Here is a 17940-nt window from a genome sequence, read left to right as displayed (position 1 = left end):
GGTGCAAGGGGTGCGGCGGAAAAAGCCGGAGCCCCCGGTGACCGCACGGGGTCAGGAGCCGCGCGGGCCGGGGGCTCCGGGGCCTTCTCGGACCGCCGGGAGAGCGGCCGTCAGCTGGTGCGCCGGGTCACGAACTCGGCGAGGGCCAGCAGACCCCCCGCCGCCTCGGGATCGGGAACCGCGCGAGCCAGCTCCTGCATGGCCCGGGCCATCCGGTCGGCCGCCTCGGCCTGCGCCCAGTCCCGGCCACCGGCCCGCTCCACCGCCAGGGCGGCGCGCGCGATCTCCCCGGACTCGTCCTCCCCGGCGCGGTACGGCCTGGCGTACAGCGCGGCGAGTTCGGCCGCCGCCGGGGTGCCGGAGGTGAGCGCCGCCACCACCGGAAGGGACTTCTTGCGGGCGGCGAGATCCGCGCCCGCCGGCTTGCCGGTGTGCCGCGGGTCCCCCCATATCCCGATGACGTCGTCGATCAGCTGGAAGGCGAGCCCGGCCTGACGGCCGAAGGCGTCCAGCGCGGCCACGTCCTCCTCGCGGGCGCCCGCGTACAACGCGCCGAGCGCGCAGGCACAGCCCAGCAGGGCGCCGGTCTTGGCCTCGGCCATGGCGAGCACCTCGTCCAGGCCGACCGCGTCCGGAGCGCGCTGCTCCAGGTCGGTGTCGGTGTGCTGTCCCTCGCACAGCTCCATGACACAGGCCGCGAGCCGGGCCGCGGCCGGGACGGAGGCCGGGTGGGGGTCCTCCGCGAGCAGCCGCAGGGCCAGCGCCTGGAGGGCGTCCCCGGCGAGGATCGCGTCGGCGTCACCGAACACGGCCCAGGCCGTCGGCCGGTGCCGGCGGGTGGTGTCCCGGTCCATCAGGTCGTCGTGCAGCAGCGTGAAGTTGTGGGCCAGCTCGACCGCCGCCGCGGCTCGGACCGCCGACGCCCGGGCTGCCGGTCCGCCGAGCGCGGCGGCGGCCGCCAGCACGAGCGCCGGCCGGATCGCCTTGCCCGCGTTGCCCGCCGCCGGACTGCCGTCGGCGTGCTGCCAGCCGAAGTGGTACAGCCCCACCCGGCGCATGGAGCCGGGCAGCGACTCCACGGCCGCGCGCAGCTCCGGGTCGACCAGGGCCCGGGTGCGCTCCAGCTGTGCCGCCGCCTCCTGCGCGTCGGCCGGGCCGTCACCTTCCGCGGTCTTCTCCCGTGGTTCCTCCGGTGTGCCGGAACGCGGCACACCGGAGGAACGTTCTTCCGTCTCCGTCATGAACTCGGCCATGCCTCCCCCTCGTCAGGTCCGCGCAGGCCGGCGTCACCGGCCTTGCCGGACGCATACCCGGAGGGCCTACCCGCGACGGCGGGCGGAGACACGGCCGCGACGTGCGGAAACGTCACCTCCACCGGCCGATCTCGACGTTCTCCAGCACGCCGAGCGCGTCGGGCACCAGGACGGCGGCCGAGTAGTACGCCGTCACCAGGTACTTGATGATGGCCTGTTCGTTGATGCCCATGAACCGGACCGACAGGCTCGGCTCGATCTCGTCCGGGATGCCGGACTGCCTCAGGCCGATGACACCCTGCTCGGCCTCACCGGTACGCATGGCGATGATGGAGGTCGTGCGGGCCTCGCTGATCGGGATCTTGTTGCACGGGTAGATCGGCACCCCGCGCCAGGTGGGGATGCGGTTGCCGGCGATGTCGATGGTCTCCGGGACCAGTCCCCGCTTGTTCAGCTCGCGTCCGATCGCGGCGATCGCGCGCGGGTGGGCCAGCAGGAGCTTGGTGCCCCGGCGGCGGCTGAGCAGCTCGTCCAGGTCGTCCGGGCTGGGCACGCCGTCGTGCGGCTGGATCCGCTGGTCGTACTCGCAGTTGCTGAGCAGGCCGAACTCCGGGTTGTTGACCAGCTCGTGCTCCTGGCGCTCCTTCAACGCCTCGACCGTCAGCCGCAGCTGCTGCTCGGTCTGGTTCATCGGCTGGTTGTAGAGGTCGGCCACGCGCGTGTGGATGCGCAGCACGGTCTGGGCGATGCTCAGTTCGTACTCGCGGGGACGCGACTCGTAGTCCACGAAGGTGTGCGGGATGTCGGGCTCGCCGGAGTGGCCGGCCGCCAGCTCGACCTCCTTCTCGCCGTACTTGTTGGTCCGCTGCTCCGGGATCGAGCGCAGGCGTTCGAGGTGCGCGCGCAGTGAGTCGGAGCGCTCCGCGACCTGTTCGAAGTCCTGACGGCTGAGGATCAGCACCGTGGTCGGGGTGTCCGCGCGGACGGTGTACTCCCAGATCGCCTCCGAGTCGAGCAGCGCCTGGTCGCCGAAGTAGGCGCCGTCGGCGAGGACGCCGAGCACGGCGTCGTCGCCGTAGGGGCCCGTGCCGACCTTCTCCACGCGGCCGTGCGCGAGCAGGTAGACCTCGTCCGTCTGGTTCCCGAAGTCGGCGATCACCTCGCCGGGCGCGAAGTCGCGCTGACGGCAGCGCCGGGCCAGCTCCGTCAGCACCTCCTCGTCCTCGTACGCCCGCAGGGCCGGCAGTTCGCCCAGTTCGTTCGGGATGACCTCGACCTGGTCGCCGGTCTTGACGAAGGTGATGCGGCCGTCGCCGACGGAGTAGGTCAGCCTCCTGTTCACCCGGTAGGTGCCGCCCTGGACGTCGACCCAGGGAAGCGTGCGCAGCAGCCAGCGGGAGCTGATCTCCTGCATCTGCGGAACGGACTTGGTGGTGGTGGCCAGGTTCCGCGCAGCCGCCGTCCCGAGGGACTGCTGCGGCCTGCCCTGATCCGTGCGGACCTCTTCGCCTACCGACATAGAGAAATGCCTCCCGTGTCATGCCCGGTGCCGATGCGCACGAGCACCGGTCTCACGTCCGAGCCTTCCAGCACCGAGCGTGGTGGCGCCATTACCCGAAAGAGCGGGAATGGATCATCGGATTAGCGGGCAGAAAGAGGGGCCTCCCCAGACCCGCCCCGCGCCCGCACCGGCCCGTTCGGTACGCGTCGGCTGTCCGGATCGGCTCGCACACCATACGAACGATGTGTACCCGGACGTCCGGTTTCGGTAGAAGCAGGCAGGACATCCGGCCGCGACCGACGGCCGGACGGGCACGGCACGAAGGAGTCGGGCATGGCCCCACCCATGTCGGCGAGCGGATTTCTGGACGCGCTCAGGGCGGAGGGCGTCACGGTCGCCGAGGTCGGCGACTGGCAGCACCACAACCGCAACCACAAGGGCCCCTGGGGGCCCGTCCACGGCGTGATGATCCACCACACGGTGACCCGGGGCGGCGAACGCACCGTGGAGCTGTGCCGCGACGGCTACGACGACCTGCCCGGACCGCTGTGCCACGGCGTGATCACGAAGGACGGCACGGTGCACCTGGTCGGCTACGGCCGTGCCAACCACGCCGGGCTGGGTGACGACGAGGTGCTGCGCGCGGTGATCGCCGAGAAGGGACTGCCGCCGGACAACGAGGCGAACACCGACGGCAACCGGCACTTCTACGGCTTCGAGTGCGAGAACCTCGGCGACGGACAGGACCCGTGGCCGCGGGAACAGCTGGAGGCCGTCGAGCGGGTCGCCGCGGCGCTGTGCCGGCACCACGGGTGGACGGAACGGTCGGTCATCGGCCACCTGGAGTGGCAGCCGGGGAAGGTGGACCCGCGGGGCTTCTCGATGTCCTGGCTGAGGGAACGGATCGCCGAGAGGCTGAAGGGGTAGCGGCGCGGGGGCGGCGGGGGCGGTGACACGAGGGCGGGGCACGGGAGCGGGGGCGGGCGGGCGCAGACGGCGTCCAGGGGCACGGCACGGGGCGCGGACCGGCGGGCGGGCGACGACGGGCAGGGCGACGGACGCGGGCGACGTGCGCGGACGACGGGCGACGTCCACGGACGACGCCGACAGGCCACCCGGCGACGGACGACGAGCCAGGGGTCACGGGGCTCGGATCACGGGCCACGGGCCACGGGGCGCCCGTCACGGGTCACGGGTCACGGGCCACGGGTCGCGGGCGACAATGAAGCCGTGACCAGCCCCGACCCGCTCACCCCCCGCCTGCCCTCCCCCCTCCACGAGATACGGGACGACCGTTTCGGCCGCCGCGGGCTCCGGATGGTGCTCAAGCGGGACGATCTCATCCACCCGGAGCTGATCGGCAACAAGTGGCGCAAGCTGGTGCCGAACATCGTGGCGGCGCACGGCCGCCCGCTGGTCACCTTCGGCGGGGCCTACTCCAACCACCTCCGGGCCACCGCCGCCGCGGGTCGTCTGCTGGGCGTGCCCACCACCGGAGTGGTCCGGGGGCAGGAGCTCGCGGACCGCCCGCTCAACCCCTCCCTGGCCCGGTGTGCGGCCGACGGCATGCGGCTGCGCTTCGTGGACCGGTCGACGTACCGCCGCAAGACCGAGCCGGAGACCCTGGCCGCGATCCTGCGCGCGGCCGGCGCCGAGGACGCGTACGTCGTCCCCGAGGGCGGCAGCAACGCCGAGGCGGTGCGCGGCTGCCGTGACCTCGGCACGGAACTGCGCGGTCACGCCGAGGTCGTCGCGGTCGCCTGCGGCACCGGCGGCACCCTGGCCGGCCTCGCCGCCGGGTTGGCGGACGGGCAGCGCGCGCTCGGCGTACCGGTCCTGAGGGGCGGCTTCCTGGAAGAGGCGGTACGGGACCTGCAGGAACGTGCCTTCGGCGTCCGCAGCGGCACGTGGTCCCTCGACGACCGCTTCCACTGCGGCGGTTACGCCCGTACGACACCGGCGCTGGAGGCGTTCGCACAGGACTTCGAGCAGCGCCACGGACTGCCGGTGGAGCGTCTCTATGTCGCCAAGTTGCTGTACGGACTCGTCGCCCTGGCGGAGGAGGGCGCCTTCGCGCGCGGGACGACGATCGCCGCCGTCGTCACGGGACGGCCGTTCCCGGAGCCCCCGGAAGCCTCCCCGTAGTCCCCGGCAGCCGGCCGTGCCCCGGGCGGCCGCCGCGAACCCGCTAGTGGGCCTCCCTGAAGGCCGCCGCCTCCTCCAGGTCCAGGCGTCTCAGCAGCGCGCGCAGCATCTCGTCGTCGATGTAGCGCAGGTCGCGGAGCTTGACGAAGACCTCGCGTTCGGCGCTGATCATCTCGCGGGACAGCCGGCGGTAGGTGTCGTCCACGGACTCGCCGGTGACCGGATTGACCTGGCCGAGCCGCTCCCAGACGGCGTTGCGACGGCGCTCCAGCACCATGCGCAGCCGGTCGGCGAGCGGCGGCGGCAGGGTGTTGCGCTCGTCGGAGAGGAGGTCGTCCAGCCGGGCCTCCGCGGCCCGCGAGGCCTGCGCCTGGGCGTTGGCCTCGGCGAGCGTCTCGGCCTGCCGGTCGCGGCCGGGGAACCGCAGCAGCCGGATCAGCGGCGGCAGTGTCACGCCCTGGACGACGAGGGTGCCGATGACGGTGGTGAAGGTCAGGAAGAGGATCAGGTTGCGGGGGCCGTCGGGCATGGTCGACGGGATCGCGAAGGCGATGGCCAGGGACACGACACCGCGCATACCGGCCCACGAGGTGACCATCGCGCCCCGCCAGGTGGGGTTCTGCTCGCGCTCCCTGATGCGCGCGGACAGCAGCCGGGGCAGGAAGGTGGCCGGGTAGACCCAGACGAACCGGGCCACCACCACGACCACGAAGACGGCGGCCGCGTACCAGACGGCGGAGGCGCCCTCGTACTCGCCGAGCCGCTTGAGGACGATCGGCAGCTGGAGGCCGATCAGGGCGAAGACCGCGGACTCCAGCACGAAGGCGACCATCTTCCAGACCGCCTCCTCCTGGAGCCGGGTGGCGAAGTCGACCTCCCACGCGCGGTGGCCGAGGTACAGGGCGACGACCACGACGGCGAGGACCCCGGAGGCGTGCGCGGCCTCCGCGACCCCGTAGGCGACGAACGGGATCAGCAGCGAGAGCGTGTTCTGCAGCAGGGGCTCGGTCAGGTGCGTCCGCAGCCAGTGCAGGGGCGCCATGAGGACGAGGCCGATGCCGACACCGCCGACCGCGGCGAGCGCGAACTCGCGGATGCCGCCGCCCCAGGTGGCCCCCTCGCCGACGGCGGCACCGAGCGCGACCTTGTAGGCGGTGATCGCCGTGGCGTCGTTCAGCAGGGACTCGCCCTGGAGGATGGTGGTGATCCGGGAGGGCAGGCCGACCCGGCGCGCGACCGCCGTCGCCGCCACCGCGTCCGGCGGGGCCACCACCGCGCCCAGCACCAGCGCGGCGGTCAGCGACAGACCGGGGACGAGCAGATGGGCGGCCCAGCCGACGACGACGGTCGCGAAGAGCACGTAGCCCACCGAGAGCAGCGCCACCGGCCGCAACTGCGCCCTGAGGTCGAGGTAGGAGCTGTCGCTCGCCGAGGTGTACAGCAGCGGGGGCAGCAGCAGGGGCAGGACGATGTGCGGATCGAGGGTGTAGGACGGCACGCCGGGGATGTAGGAGACCGCCAGGCCCGCCGCGACCAGCAGCAGGGGCGCCGGCGCGGGGGTCCGCCGCGCCGCCGCGGCCACCGCGGCGCTGCCCGCGACCAGCAACAGCAGGGGCATCACGTCCATTGGTCCTCGCCCACCCTCGTCTTCGCGCGGCCACCCGCACACCCGTCGTAATCTGGCAATCATGAAACAGTGCACGCACGCCGCCGCGCTGCCGCACCCGGAACCGGAGCCCCTCGAACCGACCTGTCCCGAGTGCCTGCGGGACGGCACCCACCCCGTACAGCTGCGACTGTGCCTCACCTGCGGTCACGTCGGCTGCTGCGACTCCTCGCCGGGACGGCACGCGACGGAGCACCACGAGAAGTCCGGTCACCCGGTGATGCGGACCTTCGAGCCCGGCGAGGACTGGCGGTGGTGTTTCGTCGACCACGTGCTCGTGTGACCCGTGCCGGCGTGTCCCTCGGCGTGACCGGCGGCCCCACCGCGCTCGTACGACCCGCGCTCCCGCGGCCCGCGGCCCTGCGACCCGTACTCGTGTGAGCTGGTCGAACGCGCTCGTGTGGGCGAGACCGTCCCGTCCGACCGCCTTCTCGTGTGACACTGCATGCGGCGGCTGCCGCACGACGGTTCGAGCGCCTGACGTCTGGGTACGTCAACCCGGCGCGCGCTCTTCCCTTTTGGGCCCGCAAACCCTCTAGACACGGAGCGTATCCACAGCTTTACTGTGAGTGACGCCAGGGGGTTGGGGTCCCGGGGACAGCAACGTTCGGAGCGCGATAGCGTCACCGCTTGAACCACGTACGCGTTACCCCCGAGGGGCGACCCTCGGCCCCGTAAAGCTTGTACCACCATGGAGGTGAGGGTGTCCCAGATCGCAGGCGAGCCCGCGACGAACCAGGACTTCGTGGAAGTCCGGCTTCCGGCTGCGGGTGCCTACCTGTCGGTGCTGCGGACGGCCACGGCCGGTCTGGCGGCCCGCTTGGACTTCACCCTGGACGAGATCGAGGACCTGCGCATCGCCGTGGACGAGGCCTGCGCGATCCTGCTCCAGCAAGCCGTGCCCGGCTCGGTGCTCAGCTGTGTCTTCCGGCTCGTGGACGACTCGCTGGAGGTCACGGTGTCGGCGCCGACCACGGACGGCCATGCCCCCTCGCGGGACACCTTCGCCTGGACCGTGCTGTCGGCCCTCGCGGGCAAGGTCTCGTCCGCCGTCGACGAGGACAAGACGGTCTCGATCAGCCTCTACAAACAGCGCGGCGCCGGCCCCGGGCCGGCGTGAGGAACGGGGACGGGCCGGTGCGGGACGAAGAGCGCGGCACACGGGAGCTGCCGACCGGGGACGGGGGTGCCCCCTGGTCGACCAGCGCCGAGACCTCCGGGGCTGATCCCCGGGACGGTTCCCGGCGCACGGCGGACGGCATCGACGGCATCCCCGAGCAGGCCAGGCCGCACCCGGAGGACGACTCCGCGCGGGCCGGCGGGGACGATGCCGCGGACGGCACGCCGCCCCCGGCACGCGGCGGTGCCGGAACCGGGGTCCGCGCGGGGGCGAGGCCTCGGGGAAGGGCTACGGGCGGGACGATGAGCGAGCACGAGCGAAACGCCGAGGACGACGCGCCGGGCGCGGACGCCGTGAAGGCCGTGCGGCACGACGCCCAGGACCGCAGCGGGGCGCGGGCGATGTTCATCGAGCTGCGCACCCTGCGGGAGGGCAGCACGGAGTACGCGGAGCTGCGCAACCAGCTGGTCCGCATGCACCTGCCGCTCGTGGAGCACCTGGCCCGCCGCTTCCGCAACCGCGGCGAGCCGCTGGACGACCTCACGCAGGTCGCCACGATCGGTCTGATCAAGTCCGTCGACCGGTTCGATCCCGAGCGCGGCGTGGAGTTCTCCACGTACGCCACCCCGACCGTCGTCGGCGAGATCAAGCGGCACTTCCGCGACAAGGGCTGGGCGGTCCGGGTTCCGCGCCGGCTCCAGGAGCTGCGGCTCTCGCTGACCACCGCCACGGCCGAGCTGTCCCAGCTGCACGGCCGGTCCCCGACCGTGCACGAGCTGGCCGAGAAGCTCGCCATCTCCGAGGAGGAGGTCCTGGAGGGCCTGGAGTCCGCCAACGCGTACTCCACGCTGTCCCTGGACGTGCCCGACACGGACGACGAGTCGCCGGCGGTCGCCGACACCCTGGGCGCCGAGGACGAGGCGCTGGAGGGCGTGGAGTACCGTGAGTCCCTCAAGCCGCTGCTGGAGGACCTGCCTCCGCGTGAGAAGCGGATCCTGCTGCTGCGCTTCTTCGGGAACATGACCCAGTCCCAGATCGCGCAGGAGGTCGGCATCTCCCAGATGCACGTCTCCCGGCTGCTGGCCCGCACGCTGGCCCAGCTGCGGGAGAAGCTCCTCGTCGAGGAGTAGGACCGTACCCGCCTGCTGCTCGTCGAGGAGCAGGCCCGGGCCGGCCGGGCGTCACTCGGACCGGCCCGGCCCCTTGATCCCGAGGGCCCGGGTCGTCTCGCCGTTGACGAGGAGCACCAGCGCCGTCACGGCGACCGCCGCCACCACGATGCCCACCGGGATGGCGACACCGTCGGAGTGCAGCAGGTTGTAGGCCACCGGAAGGGCCAGGACCTGGGTGATCACCGCGGGGCCCCGGCTCCAGCCGCGTCGCAGCAGCAGACCGCGCGCGGCGAGCAGCGGCAGCAGCGCGAGGACGACCAGGGTGATCCCGAGGGTCACGGCCTGCTGCCGGTCGTCCCCTTCGCCGGCGAGTCCGAGGACGAGCACCCACAGGCCGCCGGCCATGAGGGCGGCGCCCTCCAGCCCGGCCAGCGCCGCCGCGTACGTGAGCCGGCGCGGGCGCGGCTCGGCGGCCGGGTCGGCGGCTTCGGCGGTGTCGGGGGCGGGGTTCTGCTGACTGCTCACCCCAGCAGGGTAGCCCTCCCCCTCCCGCGCCCGGGCGGGCCCCGCGCACCCGAGTGTCCAGGCTCACGCCCTGGTCTCTTACCGGATCCCTACCTCGGTCTGGGCCGGGTACCTGCCAGTAGGTACGCTGCCATGCATGCGTGCACTTCTCGTGGTCAATCCGGCGGCTACCACCACAAGCGCACGCAGACGTGACGTGCTGATCCACGCGCTGGCGAGCGAGATGAAGCTGGAGGCGGTCACCACCGAGTACCGCGGCCACGCCCGCGACCTCGGCCGGCAGGCGGCGGAGAGCGACGACATCGACCTGGTGGTGGCCCTCGGCGGGGACGGCACGGTGAACGAGGTCGTCAACGGCCTCCTGCACGCCGGTCCCGCCCCCGACCGCCTGCCCGGTCTGGCCGTCGTCCCCGGCGGTTCGACGAACGTCTTCGCCCGCGCCCTGGGCCTGCCCAACGATCCCGTCGAGGCCACCGGCGCGCTGCTGGACGCGCTGCGCGAGGGCAGCGAGCGGGTCGTCGGCCTGGGACTGACCTCCGGCCCGCCGGGCACCGAGGACGAGGCGGTGCCGGCCCGGTGGTTCACCTTCAACGCCGGGCTCGGGTTCGACGCCGGCGTGGTGGGCCGGGTCGAGCAGCAGCGCGAGCGCGGGAAGAAGTCGACGCACGCGCTCTACGTCCGCCAGGTGATCCGGCAGTTCCTCGGCGAGCCGAACCGCCGGCACGGCACGATCACGCTGGAGCGGCCCGGCGCCGACCCGGTCGAGGATCTGGTCGTCGCCATAGTCTCGAACACGTCCCCGTGGACGTATCTCGGCAATCGCCCCATGTATACGTCGCCTAAGGCCTCGTTCGACACCGGCATCGATGTGCTCGGTCTCAGCCGCCTCTCGACTGCCGCGGTTGCCCGGTATGGCACCCAGTTGCTCACTTCGTCCCCCGAGCGGGGACCGCAGGGCAAGCACGCCCTCTCCCTGCACGATCTGGACCAGTTCACCTTGCATTCGAAGGCGCCTCTGCCCCTCCAGATGGACGGTGACCACCTGGGGCTGCGCACCAGCGTGACGTTCACAGGCGTACGCCGTGCACTGCGTGTGATTGTGTGAGCGGAACGGGCGAAACTCCTTTCACTCGAACGTTTAGGCCAGGATCCACCCCATGGAAGTACGGCTGTGACCTAGTCGACACCGAGGAATCAAAAAAAACTTTCCGGAAGGGGTTGTATCCGCCGCTGAGGTTTGCGAGTCTCTACGTGGCGATCGGGACGGCCCGCAACACCGGCCTCCACTGATCACCGGAACCCCTCTTCAAAACACAGGACCACGCCGGGTGAAGACTCGGCGGTCGGCCCTTCACTTGTTGAGGGATTCGTGAAAGCGTTCACATTCACAAGCAACTTGCACGTAATACCAAGGAGAGGTAGCAGCCATGGACTGGCGTCACAACGCCGTTTGCCGCGAGGAAGACCCCGAGCTCTTCTTCCCCATCGGCAACACCGGTCCTGCGCTGCTGCAGATCGAGGAAGCCAAGGCCGTCTGCCGTCGCTGCCCGGTGATCGAGCAGTGTCTGCAGTGGGCGCTTGAGTCCGGCCAGGACTCCGGCGTCTGGGGTGGTCTCAGCGAGGACGAGCGCCGTGCCATGAAGCGCCGCGCCGCCCGCAACCGGGCTCGTCAGGCCTCCGCCTGACACACCCACCCCTGCTGACAGCCTGAGCTTGGCGGCGCGCACAGCACGTACGCATCTCCCGCCCCCGAGCCGCAGCGCGCAGTACCCCCGATGCCGCTAGCGATTGAGCAGAGCAGCAACGAGCACGAGCCTCGGACCAATGGCGGTCCGGGGCTTTTTGCTGTGCTCGGACACCCCGCGGCCGGCGCCCTGCGCGAACCGCCTTCGGTGAAAGGGAGTCGTCCCCTTCCGGGGAAGGGGGGTCGCCTACTTCTGTGCCCGCACGGGAATGTCGAGGATCACCCGGGTCCCCCGCTCCGGCGCCGGCAGCATGTCGAACGAGCCGCCCAACTCGCCTTCCACCAATGTCCGTACGATCTGCAGACCGAGGTTGCCCGAGCGGTGCGGGTCGAAGCCCTCGGGCAGGCCGACCCCGTCGTCCTGGACGGTGACCAGCAGCCGGGCCTCCTTGGTGGTGCCGCCCCGCACCGCCGAGACCTCGACCGTGCCGGTGTCGCCCTCACGGAAGCCGTGCTCCAGGGCGTTCTGCAGGATCTCGGTGAGGACCATGGACAGCGGGGTGGCGACCTCGGCGTCGAGTATCCCGAACCGTCCGCTGCGGCGGCCGGTCACCTTGCCCGGCGAGATCTCGGCCACCATGGCGAGCACCCGGTCGGCGATGTCGTCGAACTCCACCCGCTCATCCAGGTTCTGAGACAGCGTCTCATGGACGATGGCGATGGAGCCGACCCGGCGGACCGCCTCCTCCAGCGCCTCCCGGCCGCGCTCGGAGTCGATGCGCCGGGCCTGGAGGCGGAGCAGTGCGGCGACCGTCTGGAGGTTGTTCTTCACCCGGTGGTGAATCTCCCGGATGGTGGCGTCCTTGGTGATCAACTCGCGCTCGCGGCGCCGCAGTTCGGTGACGTCCCGGAGCAGCACCAGCGAACCGATGCGCGTCCCCTTGGGCTTGAGCGGAATGGCCCGGAACTGGATGACGCCGTCGTGGGCCTCGATCTCGAACTCGCGCGGCGCCCAGCCGCTGGCCACCTTGGCCAGCGCCTCGTCCACGGGGCCGCGGGTCGGGGCGAGTTCGGCCGTGGTCTGCCCCAGGTGGTGGCCGACCAGGTCGGCGGCGAGGCCGAGCCGGTGGTAGGCGGAGAGGGCGTTCGGAGAGGCGTACTGGACGATGCCGTCCGCGTCCAGCCGGATCAGGCCGTCGCCGACGCGCGGGGAGGCGTCCATGTCGACCTGCTGGTCGGGGAAGGGGAAGGAGCCGGCCGCGATCATCTGCGCCAGGTCGGAGGCGCTCTGCAGATAGGTCAGCTCCAGCCGGCTCGGGGTGCGCACGGTGAGCAGGTTGGTGTTCCGGGCGATCACACCGAGGACGCGGCCCTCACGGCGCACGGGGATGGACTCGACCCGTACGGGGACCTCCTCGCGCCACTCCGGGTCGCCCTCGCGCACGATCCGGCCCTCGTCCAGGGCGGCGTCCAGCATGGGCCGCCGGCCGCGCGGGACCAGGTGGCCGACCATGTCGTCCTGGTAGGAGGTCGGGCCGGTGTTGGGCCGCATCTGGGCGACCGAGACGTACCGGGTGCCGTCCCGGGTGGGCACCCACAGCACCAGGTCGGCGAAGGAGAGGTCGGAGAGCAGTTGCCACTCCGAGACCAGCAGGTGGAGCCACTCGAGATCGGAGTCGTCGAGGGCTGTGTGCTGGCGTACGAGTTCGTTCATGGAGGGCACGTGTGCGAGCGTACCCGGGGCCTCGTGGATGGCCGAAAAACACCCGCGGGCCGCGGCGCCTGGAAGGGACCCTCAACCCTCCCGGCACCGCAGCCCGGAGCATCATCGGCCGCGGGGTGTGCGGTCCCGGTCGGCCGAAGGTCGAGGAGCCGGAGCAGTCAGGGCAGAGAGCGCCGGTTCCTCTGTCCGCCTTCCTGTGCGGGGAAGACGGAGGCTTGTTCTTCTCGATTGTGGACTAGACCACGAGGGCGTGTCCATGGTGTGGAGGCGTCCCGCCGCGAGGGCACCGGCACGCGATGCCACGCAGCCTAGCCCGCCCGGGTCAGTCGTGGGGCCAGATGGCCATGGCAATTTCGGCGAGCGCTTCCAGTTCCTCCCGGCGTGCGCCGTCGCGGGCCTGCTGCGACATGCCCTGGATCATCGCACCGGCATGCCGGGCGAGGGCGGCGGCGTCGGTGCCGGCCGGCAGCAGCCCGGCCGCGATGTCGGTCTGGATCCGGGCTTCCAGCCGGGCGATGTTGGCGTTGCGCAGCCCGCACAGCAGCGCCTCGACCTCCGGGTTGGTGCAGTTGGTGGCGGCGTGGACGATCAGACAGCCGTGCGGGTGGGCGGGGTCGGTGTACTCGGCGGCGGCCTCGCGGAGCATGCGCGCGACACCCGCCCGCGCCGTCGGCTCCTCGGCCAGGGCGCGGCCGGTGAAGGCTCCGTGCGTGCCGGCGTAGACGCGGACGACCTCGTCGAACAGGGTGCGCTTGTCCCCGAAGGCCGCGTACAGGCTGGGGGCGCCGATGCCCATGATCCGGGTCAGGTCGGAGACCGAGGTGGCCTCGTACCCGTGCTCCCAGAAGGCCATCAGCGCCTTCTCCAGGGCCGTGGCCCGGTCGAAGGAGCGCGGCCGCCCCCGCCCCTTCACTGCTGTGTCCTGACGCGTCGCCATGGGCACCATTTTATAGCGGTCCCTAGAAAATTGTCGGCGGACTGGTGTACGGTCTTTCTGTAGCGATCGTTAGACAAATGCGGAGGGGCAGACATGGGTGCGCTCACGGGGAAGACGGCGCTGGTCACGGGCGCGAGCCGGGGCATCGGGCGGGGGATCGCCGAGCGGCTCGGGCGCGACGGGGCGCGGGTGGCGGTGCATTACGGGAGCAACGAGAGCGCCGCCAAGGAGACGGTCGCGGCGATCGAGGCGGCCGGCGGCTCCGCCTTCCCGGTCGGGGTGGAGCTGGGCGAACCCGGGGACGCCGAGCGGCTGTGGGCGGAGTTCGACCGGCAGGCGGACGGGCTGGACATCCTCGTGCACAACGCGGGCATCGGCACCTCCCGCGCGTTCACGGAGATCGAGGAGGGGGAGTACGACCGGCTCTTCGCGGTGAACGTGAAGGCCCCGTTCTTCCTCACCCGGCTCGGGGCGGAGCGGCTGCGGGACGGCGGGCGGGTGGTGGCCGTGTCGTCCGGCCTTTCCCGTGCCGCGGCCATGCCCGACCTGATGGCGTACTCCATGACGAAGGCGGCCCTGGACGTCTTCACCCGGGACCTGTCCAAGGTCCTCGGCCCCCGCGGGATCACGGTGAACTCGGTGGCACCCGGCATCGTGGACACCGACGTCAACGCCTCCTGGCTGCGGGCGAGCGACGAGGCGTGGCAGCAGGCCGCCGGTTACTCGGCGCTGGGCCGGGTGGGCACACCGGCGGACATCGCGGACGTGGTCGCCTTCCTGGTCTCGGAGGACGGCCGATGGGTGACCGGTCACTGGCTGGACGCCACGGGAGGCTCCCTCACCTGAGCACCCTGCCCGCCCACCCGGCACGGCGGGCCTCCCCGGCCCGCCGACCCGCCCCCTCCCCCCTTCTCTCGCCCTCTCTTTCTCTCCTTCTCTCCGTCTCCACCTCCTCCCTCTCCGCGCCCCCGAACGCCGGATTCTGTTAGATTGGTCTAAACCACATAGAGACGCACAGAGCCCTCTCAGAAGGCAGGCCCAGCGTGGAAGTTGTCATCGTTCCGGACGCCGCGGCGGGCGGCGAGCTGATCGCCGAGGCCATGGCCCAGCTGCTGCGACGCAAGCCCGACGCCCTGCTCGGCGTGGCCACCGGCTCCACCCCGCTGCCCGTCTACCGGGCGCTGACCGCCAAGGTCCGCTCCGGCGCCGTGGACGCCTCGCGGGCGCGGATAGCGCAGCTCGACGAGTACGTGGGGCTGCCCGCGGACCACCCCGAGTCCTACCGCTCGGTGCTGCGCCGCGAGGTGCTGGAGCCGCTCGGCATGGACATGGCGGCGTTCATGGGGCCGGACGGCACCGCCCAGGACGTCCAGGCGGCGTGCGAGGCGTACGACCGCGCGCTCGCCGAGGCCGGCGGGGTGGACCTGCAGCTGCTCGGCATCGGGACCGACGGGCACATCGGGTTCAACGAGCCGTGCTCCTCACTCGCCTCGCGCACCCGGATCAAGACGCTGACCGAGCAGACCCGGATCGACAACGCCCGCTTCTTCGACGGCGACATCGAGCAGGTCCCGCACCACGTCATCACCCAGGGCATCGGGACCATCCTGGAGGCACGGCACCTGGTGCTGCTGGCCACCGGCGAGGGCAAGGCGGACGCGGTCGCCGCGACCGTCGAGGGTCCGGTCGCCGCCGTCTGCCCCGCCTCGGCGCTCCAGCTCCACCCGCACGCCACGGTGGTCGTGGACGAGGCGGCCGCGTCCAAGCTCAAGCTGGCCGACTACTTCCGCCACACCTACGCCGACAAGCCGGAGTGGCAGGGGATCTGATCCCGGGGGCCCGCCCCCCCGGGGGGCCGGGCTCCCGTCCCTCCCCTCGCTCCACCGCCCCGCTGCTCCTCCTGCTGGACTAGACCAACCACGGGAGCGACGGTATATAGAGGGGATCACGGAGCGTGCGGGTGGAGTGCTGACACGACAACCCGTGCCACGATGTGAGCCGTGACCGATGGGATGTCGGTCGCTTTCGGCACCGGAGCCGGGAAGGCAGAGCATGAGCACCGACGTCAGCAGTGCGGAGAACGAGGCCGGCACGACCCGTACCGCCCGCGTGCCCAAGTACTACCGCTTGAAGAAGCACCTGCTCGACATGACGGAGACCCAGGCGCCCGGCACGCCGGTCCCGCCCGAGCGCACGCTGGCCGCCGAGTTCGACACCTCCCGCACCACGGTCCGCCAGGCGCTGCAGGAGCTGGTGGTGGAGGGCCGGCTGGAACGCATCCAGGGCAAGGGCACCTTCGTGGCCAAGCCCAAGGTCTCCCAGGCCCTGCAGCTCACCTCCTACACCGAGGACATGCGCGCCCAGGGCCTGGAGCCGACCTCGCAGCTGCTGGACATCGGGTACATCACCGCGGACGACCGGCTCGCCGAACTGCTCGACATCACCGCCGGCGGACGCGTGCTGCGCATCGAGCGGCTGCGCATGGCCAACGGCGAGCCGATGGCGATCGAGACCACCCATCTGTCGGCCAAGCGCTTCCCGGCCCTCAGGCGCTCGCTGGTGAAGTACACCTCCCTGTACACCGCGCTGGCCGAGGTCTACGACGTCCACCTCGCCGAGGCCGAGGAGACCATCGAGACCTCCCTGGCCACCCCGCGCGAGGCGGGCCTGCTCGGCACCGACGTGGGCCTGCCGATGCTGATGCTCTCCCGCCACTCGCTGGACCGCGAGGGCAAGCCGGTGGAGTGGGTGCGCTCGGTGTACCGGGGGGACCGGTACAAGTTCGTGGCGCGGCTGAAGCGGCCCGCGGAGTAGCGGGGCGAGGGGGCCCAGGGGACCGCGGGCCCGACGCGTTCGCCGAATCCATATACCGATATGCGGACGAGGTCTTCCACTGTCACGACGCCGTCACCTAGATTGCCTGCGCATTGCAGGTGATCAGCGAGGGGACGGAGCCGTGGCATGTCCGAAACGCCTGAAGTGAGACCACCGGTGGTGACACCGGCCCGGGTGGTCATCGCCCTGTGTCTCGTCGCGCCCTTCGTGGCGATGCTGTGGGTCGGCTCGTACGCCAAGACGGACCCCGCGTTCATCGGGATCCCGTTCTTCTACTGGTACCAGATGCTCTGGGTGCTGATCTCCACCGCGCTCACCATGCTGGCGTACAGGCTCTGGCAGCGTGACCAGCGCGCCCGCAGGGGCGCGAACGGGGGTGCGGCGAAGTGAAGGACGGCGTCAACGGCGTCGCGCTCGGCGTCTTCATCTTCTTCTTCCTGGCCGTCACGGTCATGGGTTTCCTGGCCGCGCGCTGGCGCAGGGCCGAGAACGAGCACTCCCTGGACGAATGGGGTCTGGGCGGCCGGTCGTTCGGCACCTGGGTCACCTGGTTCCTGCTCGGCGGCGACCTGTACACGGCGTACACCTTCGTCGCCGTACCGGCGGCGATCTACGCGGCGGGCGCGTCCGGCTTCTTCGCGGTGCCGTACACGATCCTGGTGTACCCGCTGATCTTCACCTTCCTGCCCCGCCTGTGGTCGGTCTCGCACCGGCACGGGTACGTCACCACCTCCGACTTCGTGCGCGGCCGGTTCGGCTCGAAGGGGCTGTCGCTGGCGGTGGCGGTGACCGGCATCCTGGCGACGATGCCGTACATCGCGCTCCAGCTCGTCGGCATCCAGGCGGTGCTGGACGTGATGGGCGTCGGCGGTGGCGAGAACACCAACTGGTTCGTGAAGGACCTGCCGCTGCTGATCGCCTTCGGTGTGCTGGCGGCGTACACGTACTCGTCCGGTCTGCGCGCTCCCGCGCTGATCGCTTTCGTCAAGGACGCCCTGATCTACATCGTCATCGCGGTGGCGATCATCTACATCCCGATCAAGCTGGGCGGGTTCGACGACATCTTCGCCAAGGCGGGCCACGCGTTCAGCCAGGTGAACAAGGACACCGGGGAACCGCGCGGCGCCCTGGCGCCGGGGGATGCGAAGCAGTGGACGTACGCCACGCTGGCCCTCGGCTCCGCGCTCGCGCTGTTCATGTACCCGCACTCGATCACCGCCACCCTGTCGTCCAGGAGCCGTGAGGTGATCCGCCGCAACACCACGATCCTGCCTCTGTACTCCCTGATGCTGGGTCTGCTGGCGCTGCTGGGCTTCATGGCGATCGCGGCCGGGGTGAAGGTCGCCAACGGGCAGCTGGCCATCCCGCAGCTGTTCGAGGACATGTTCCCGGACTGGTTCGCGGGCGTCGCCTTCGCCGCCATCGGCATCGGCGCCCTG

At 71.5% G+C, this 17940-nt stretch carries 18 protein-coding genes; 12 read left to right on the top strand and 6 right to left on the bottom strand.

Annotation, left to right across the window (positions count from 1 at the left end):
• Window positions 1-110 precede the first annotated feature (110 nt).
• Window positions 111-1253 carry a family 2 encapsulin nanocompartment cargo protein polyprenyl transferase gene (locus tag ACZ4VF_RS35060; RefSeq protein WP_467931100.1) on the bottom strand — a complete coding sequence of 381 codons (1143 nt, stop codon included), beginning with the start codon at window positions 1251-1253 and terminating at the stop codon, window positions 111-113.
• Window positions 1254-1365: 112 nt separating this feature from the next.
• Window positions 1366-2772, bottom strand: a complete 1407-nt coding sequence (locus ACZ4VF_RS35055; RefSeq protein ID WP_467931099.1) for a family 2B encapsulin nanocompartment shell protein — start codon at window positions 2770-2772, stop codon at window positions 1366-1368.
• Between the two features lie 315 nt (window positions 2773-3087).
• Between ACZ4VF_RS35055 and ACZ4VF_RS35050 the strand changes: the two genes are divergently transcribed.
• Together ACZ4VF_RS35050 and ACZ4VF_RS35045 are read left to right on the top strand one after the other, a co-directional pair.
• Entirely contained in the window at window positions 3088-3681 is a 594-nt protein-coding gene (locus ACZ4VF_RS35050; protein ID WP_467931098.1) for an N-acetylmuramoyl-L-alanine amidase, read from the top strand.
• Window positions 3682-3984: 303 nt separating this feature from the next.
• The gene (locus ACZ4VF_RS35045; RefSeq protein ID WP_467931096.1) at window positions 3985-4899 is read left to right on the top strand and encodes a 1-aminocyclopropane-1-carboxylate deaminase/D-cysteine desulfhydrase; all 915 of its coding nucleotides are present in this window, start codon (window positions 3985-3987) and stop codon (window positions 4897-4899) included.
• A 43-nt stretch (window positions 4900-4942) separates the two neighbouring features.
• Here ACZ4VF_RS35045 and ACZ4VF_RS35040 read toward each other — a convergent pair whose 3' ends face one another.
• Complete coding sequence (locus tag ACZ4VF_RS35040) at window positions 4943-6526, bottom strand: Na+/H+ antiporter (RefSeq protein ID WP_467931095.1); 1584 nt, start codon at window positions 6524-6526, stop codon at window positions 4943-4945.
• Window positions 6527-6587: 61 nt separating this feature from the next.
• On the opposite strand from ACZ4VF_RS35040, the gene ACZ4VF_RS35035 reads away from it, so the two are divergent.
• The 3 genes from ACZ4VF_RS35035 (at window position 6588) to ACZ4VF_RS35025 (ending at window position 8815) form a co-directional block, all read left to right on the top strand.
• Window positions 6588-6848, top strand: coding sequence for a UBP-type zinc finger domain-containing protein (locus ACZ4VF_RS35035; protein WP_356161233.1), 261 nt, complete (start codon window positions 6588-6590; stop codon window positions 6846-6848).
• A gap of 420 nt (window positions 6849-7268) precedes the next feature.
• Window positions 7269-7685 carry an ATP-binding protein gene (locus ACZ4VF_RS35030; protein WP_362160416.1) on the top strand — a complete coding sequence of 139 codons (417 nt, stop codon included), beginning with the start codon at window positions 7269-7271 and terminating at the stop codon, window positions 7683-7685.
• 17 nt (window positions 7686-7702) lie between these two features.
• Window positions 7703-8815 carry an RNA polymerase sigma factor SigF gene (locus ACZ4VF_RS35025; protein WP_467931094.1) on the top strand — a complete coding sequence of 371 codons (1113 nt, stop codon included), beginning with the start codon at window positions 7703-7705 and terminating at the stop codon, window positions 8813-8815.
• Window positions 8816-8866: 51 nt separating this feature from the next.
• On the opposite strand, the gene ACZ4VF_RS35020 is transcribed toward ACZ4VF_RS35025, so the two are convergent.
• Window positions 8867-9322, bottom strand: a complete 456-nt coding sequence (locus tag ACZ4VF_RS35020; RefSeq protein WP_467931092.1) for a hypothetical protein — start codon at window positions 9320-9322, stop codon at window positions 8867-8869.
• 136 nt (window positions 9323-9458) lie between these two features.
• Here ACZ4VF_RS35020 and ACZ4VF_RS35015 point away from each other — a divergent pair, with 136 nt between their 5' ends.
• Window positions 9459-10427 carry a diacylglycerol/lipid kinase family protein gene (locus tag ACZ4VF_RS35015; protein WP_467931091.1) on the top strand — a complete coding sequence of 323 codons (969 nt, stop codon included), beginning with the start codon at window positions 9459-9461 and terminating at the stop codon, window positions 10425-10427.
• 322 nt (window positions 10428-10749) lie between these two features.
• Window positions 10750-11007, top strand: coding sequence for a WhiB family transcriptional regulator (locus tag ACZ4VF_RS35010; protein WP_003992873.1), 258 nt, complete (start codon window positions 10750-10752; stop codon window positions 11005-11007).
• A 246-nt stretch (window positions 11008-11253) separates the two neighbouring features.
• On the opposite strand, the gene ACZ4VF_RS35005 is transcribed toward ACZ4VF_RS35010, so the two are convergent.
• Entirely contained in the window at window positions 11254-12729 is a 1476-nt protein-coding gene (locus ACZ4VF_RS35005; RefSeq protein ID WP_467931090.1) for a sensor histidine kinase, read from the bottom strand.
• Window positions 12730-13051: 322 nt separating this feature from the next.
• Window positions 13052-13666 carry a TetR/AcrR family transcriptional regulator gene (locus ACZ4VF_RS35000; protein ID WP_467931088.1) on the bottom strand — a complete coding sequence of 205 codons (615 nt, stop codon included), beginning with the start codon at window positions 13664-13666 and terminating at the stop codon, window positions 13052-13054.
• A 93-nt stretch (window positions 13667-13759) separates the two neighbouring features.
• On the opposite strand from ACZ4VF_RS35000, the gene ACZ4VF_RS34995 reads away from it, so the two are divergent.
• The 5 genes from ACZ4VF_RS34995 to ACZ4VF_RS34975 form a co-directional block, all read left to right on the top strand.
• Window positions 13760-14512 carry an SDR family oxidoreductase gene (locus ACZ4VF_RS34995; RefSeq protein WP_467931087.1) on the top strand — a complete coding sequence of 251 codons (753 nt, stop codon included), beginning with the start codon at window positions 13760-13762 and terminating at the stop codon, window positions 14510-14512.
• Window positions 14513-14709: 197 nt separating this feature from the next.
• A complete protein-coding gene (gene nagB, locus ACZ4VF_RS34990; protein ID WP_467931086.1) occupies window positions 14710-15495 on the top strand; it encodes a glucosamine-6-phosphate deaminase in 786 nt (261 codons plus the stop codon).
• Window positions 15496-15718: 223 nt separating this feature from the next.
• A complete protein-coding gene (locus ACZ4VF_RS34985; RefSeq protein WP_289968086.1) occupies window positions 15719-16480 on the top strand; it encodes a GntR family transcriptional regulator in 762 nt (253 codons plus the stop codon).
• A 147-nt stretch (window positions 16481-16627) separates the two neighbouring features.
• Window positions 16628-16891, top strand: a complete 264-nt coding sequence (locus tag ACZ4VF_RS34980) for a DUF3311 domain-containing protein (protein ID WP_467931084.1) — start codon at window positions 16628-16630, stop codon at window positions 16889-16891.
• The coding region (locus tag ACZ4VF_RS34975) for a sodium:solute symporter family protein (RefSeq protein WP_467931083.1) at window positions 16888-17940 on the top strand (1053 nt) is incomplete at its 3' end. The genes ACZ4VF_RS34980 and ACZ4VF_RS34975, both read left to right, overlap by 4 nt.

The organism is Streptomyces sp. NPDC029151, from assembly GCF_055564315.1.
This window is presented reverse-complemented; position numbering and strand designations above follow the sequence as displayed.

Bases quoted from the DNA above. Each gene is read 5' to 3' on its own strand.
- ACZ4VF_RS35035 (WP_356161233.1), top strand. From the start codon at position 6,588: ATGAAACAGTGCACGCACGCCGCCGCGCTGCCGCACCCGGAACCGGAG.
- ACZ4VF_RS35040 (WP_467931095.1), bottom strand. From the start codon at position 6,526: ATGGACGTGATGCCCCTGCTGTTGCTGGTCGCGGGCAGCGCCGCGGTG.
- ACZ4VF_RS35060 (WP_467931100.1), bottom strand. From the start codon at position 1,253: ATGGCCGAGTTCATGACGGAGACGGAAGAACGTTCCTCCGGTGTGCCG.
- ACZ4VF_RS35010 (WP_003992873.1), top strand. From the start codon at position 10,750: ATGGACTGGCGTCACAACGCCGTTTGCCGCGAGGAAGACCCCGAGCTC.
- ACZ4VF_RS35015 (WP_467931091.1), top strand. From the start codon at position 9,459: ATGCGTGCACTTCTCGTGGTCAATCCGGCGGCTACCACCACAAGCGCA.
- ACZ4VF_RS35000 (WP_467931088.1), bottom strand. From the start codon at position 13,666: ATGGCGACGCGTCAGGACACAGCAGTGAAGGGGCGGGGGCGGCCGCGC.
- ACZ4VF_RS34980 (WP_467931084.1), top strand. From the start codon at position 16,628: ATGTCCGAAACGCCTGAAGTGAGACCACCGGTGGTGACACCGGCCCGG.
- ACZ4VF_RS35055 (WP_467931099.1), bottom strand. From the start codon at position 2,772: ATGTCGGTAGGCGAAGAGGTCCGCACGGATCAGGGCAGGCCGCAGCAG.
- ACZ4VF_RS35050 (WP_467931098.1), top strand. From the start codon at position 3,088: ATGGCCCCACCCATGTCGGCGAGCGGATTTCTGGACGCGCTCAGGGCG.
- ACZ4VF_RS34985 (WP_289968086.1), top strand. From the start codon at position 15,719: ATGAGCACCGACGTCAGCAGTGCGGAGAACGAGGCCGGCACGACCCGT.
- ACZ4VF_RS34995 (WP_467931087.1), top strand. From the start codon at position 13,760: ATGGGTGCGCTCACGGGGAAGACGGCGCTGGTCACGGGCGCGAGCCGG.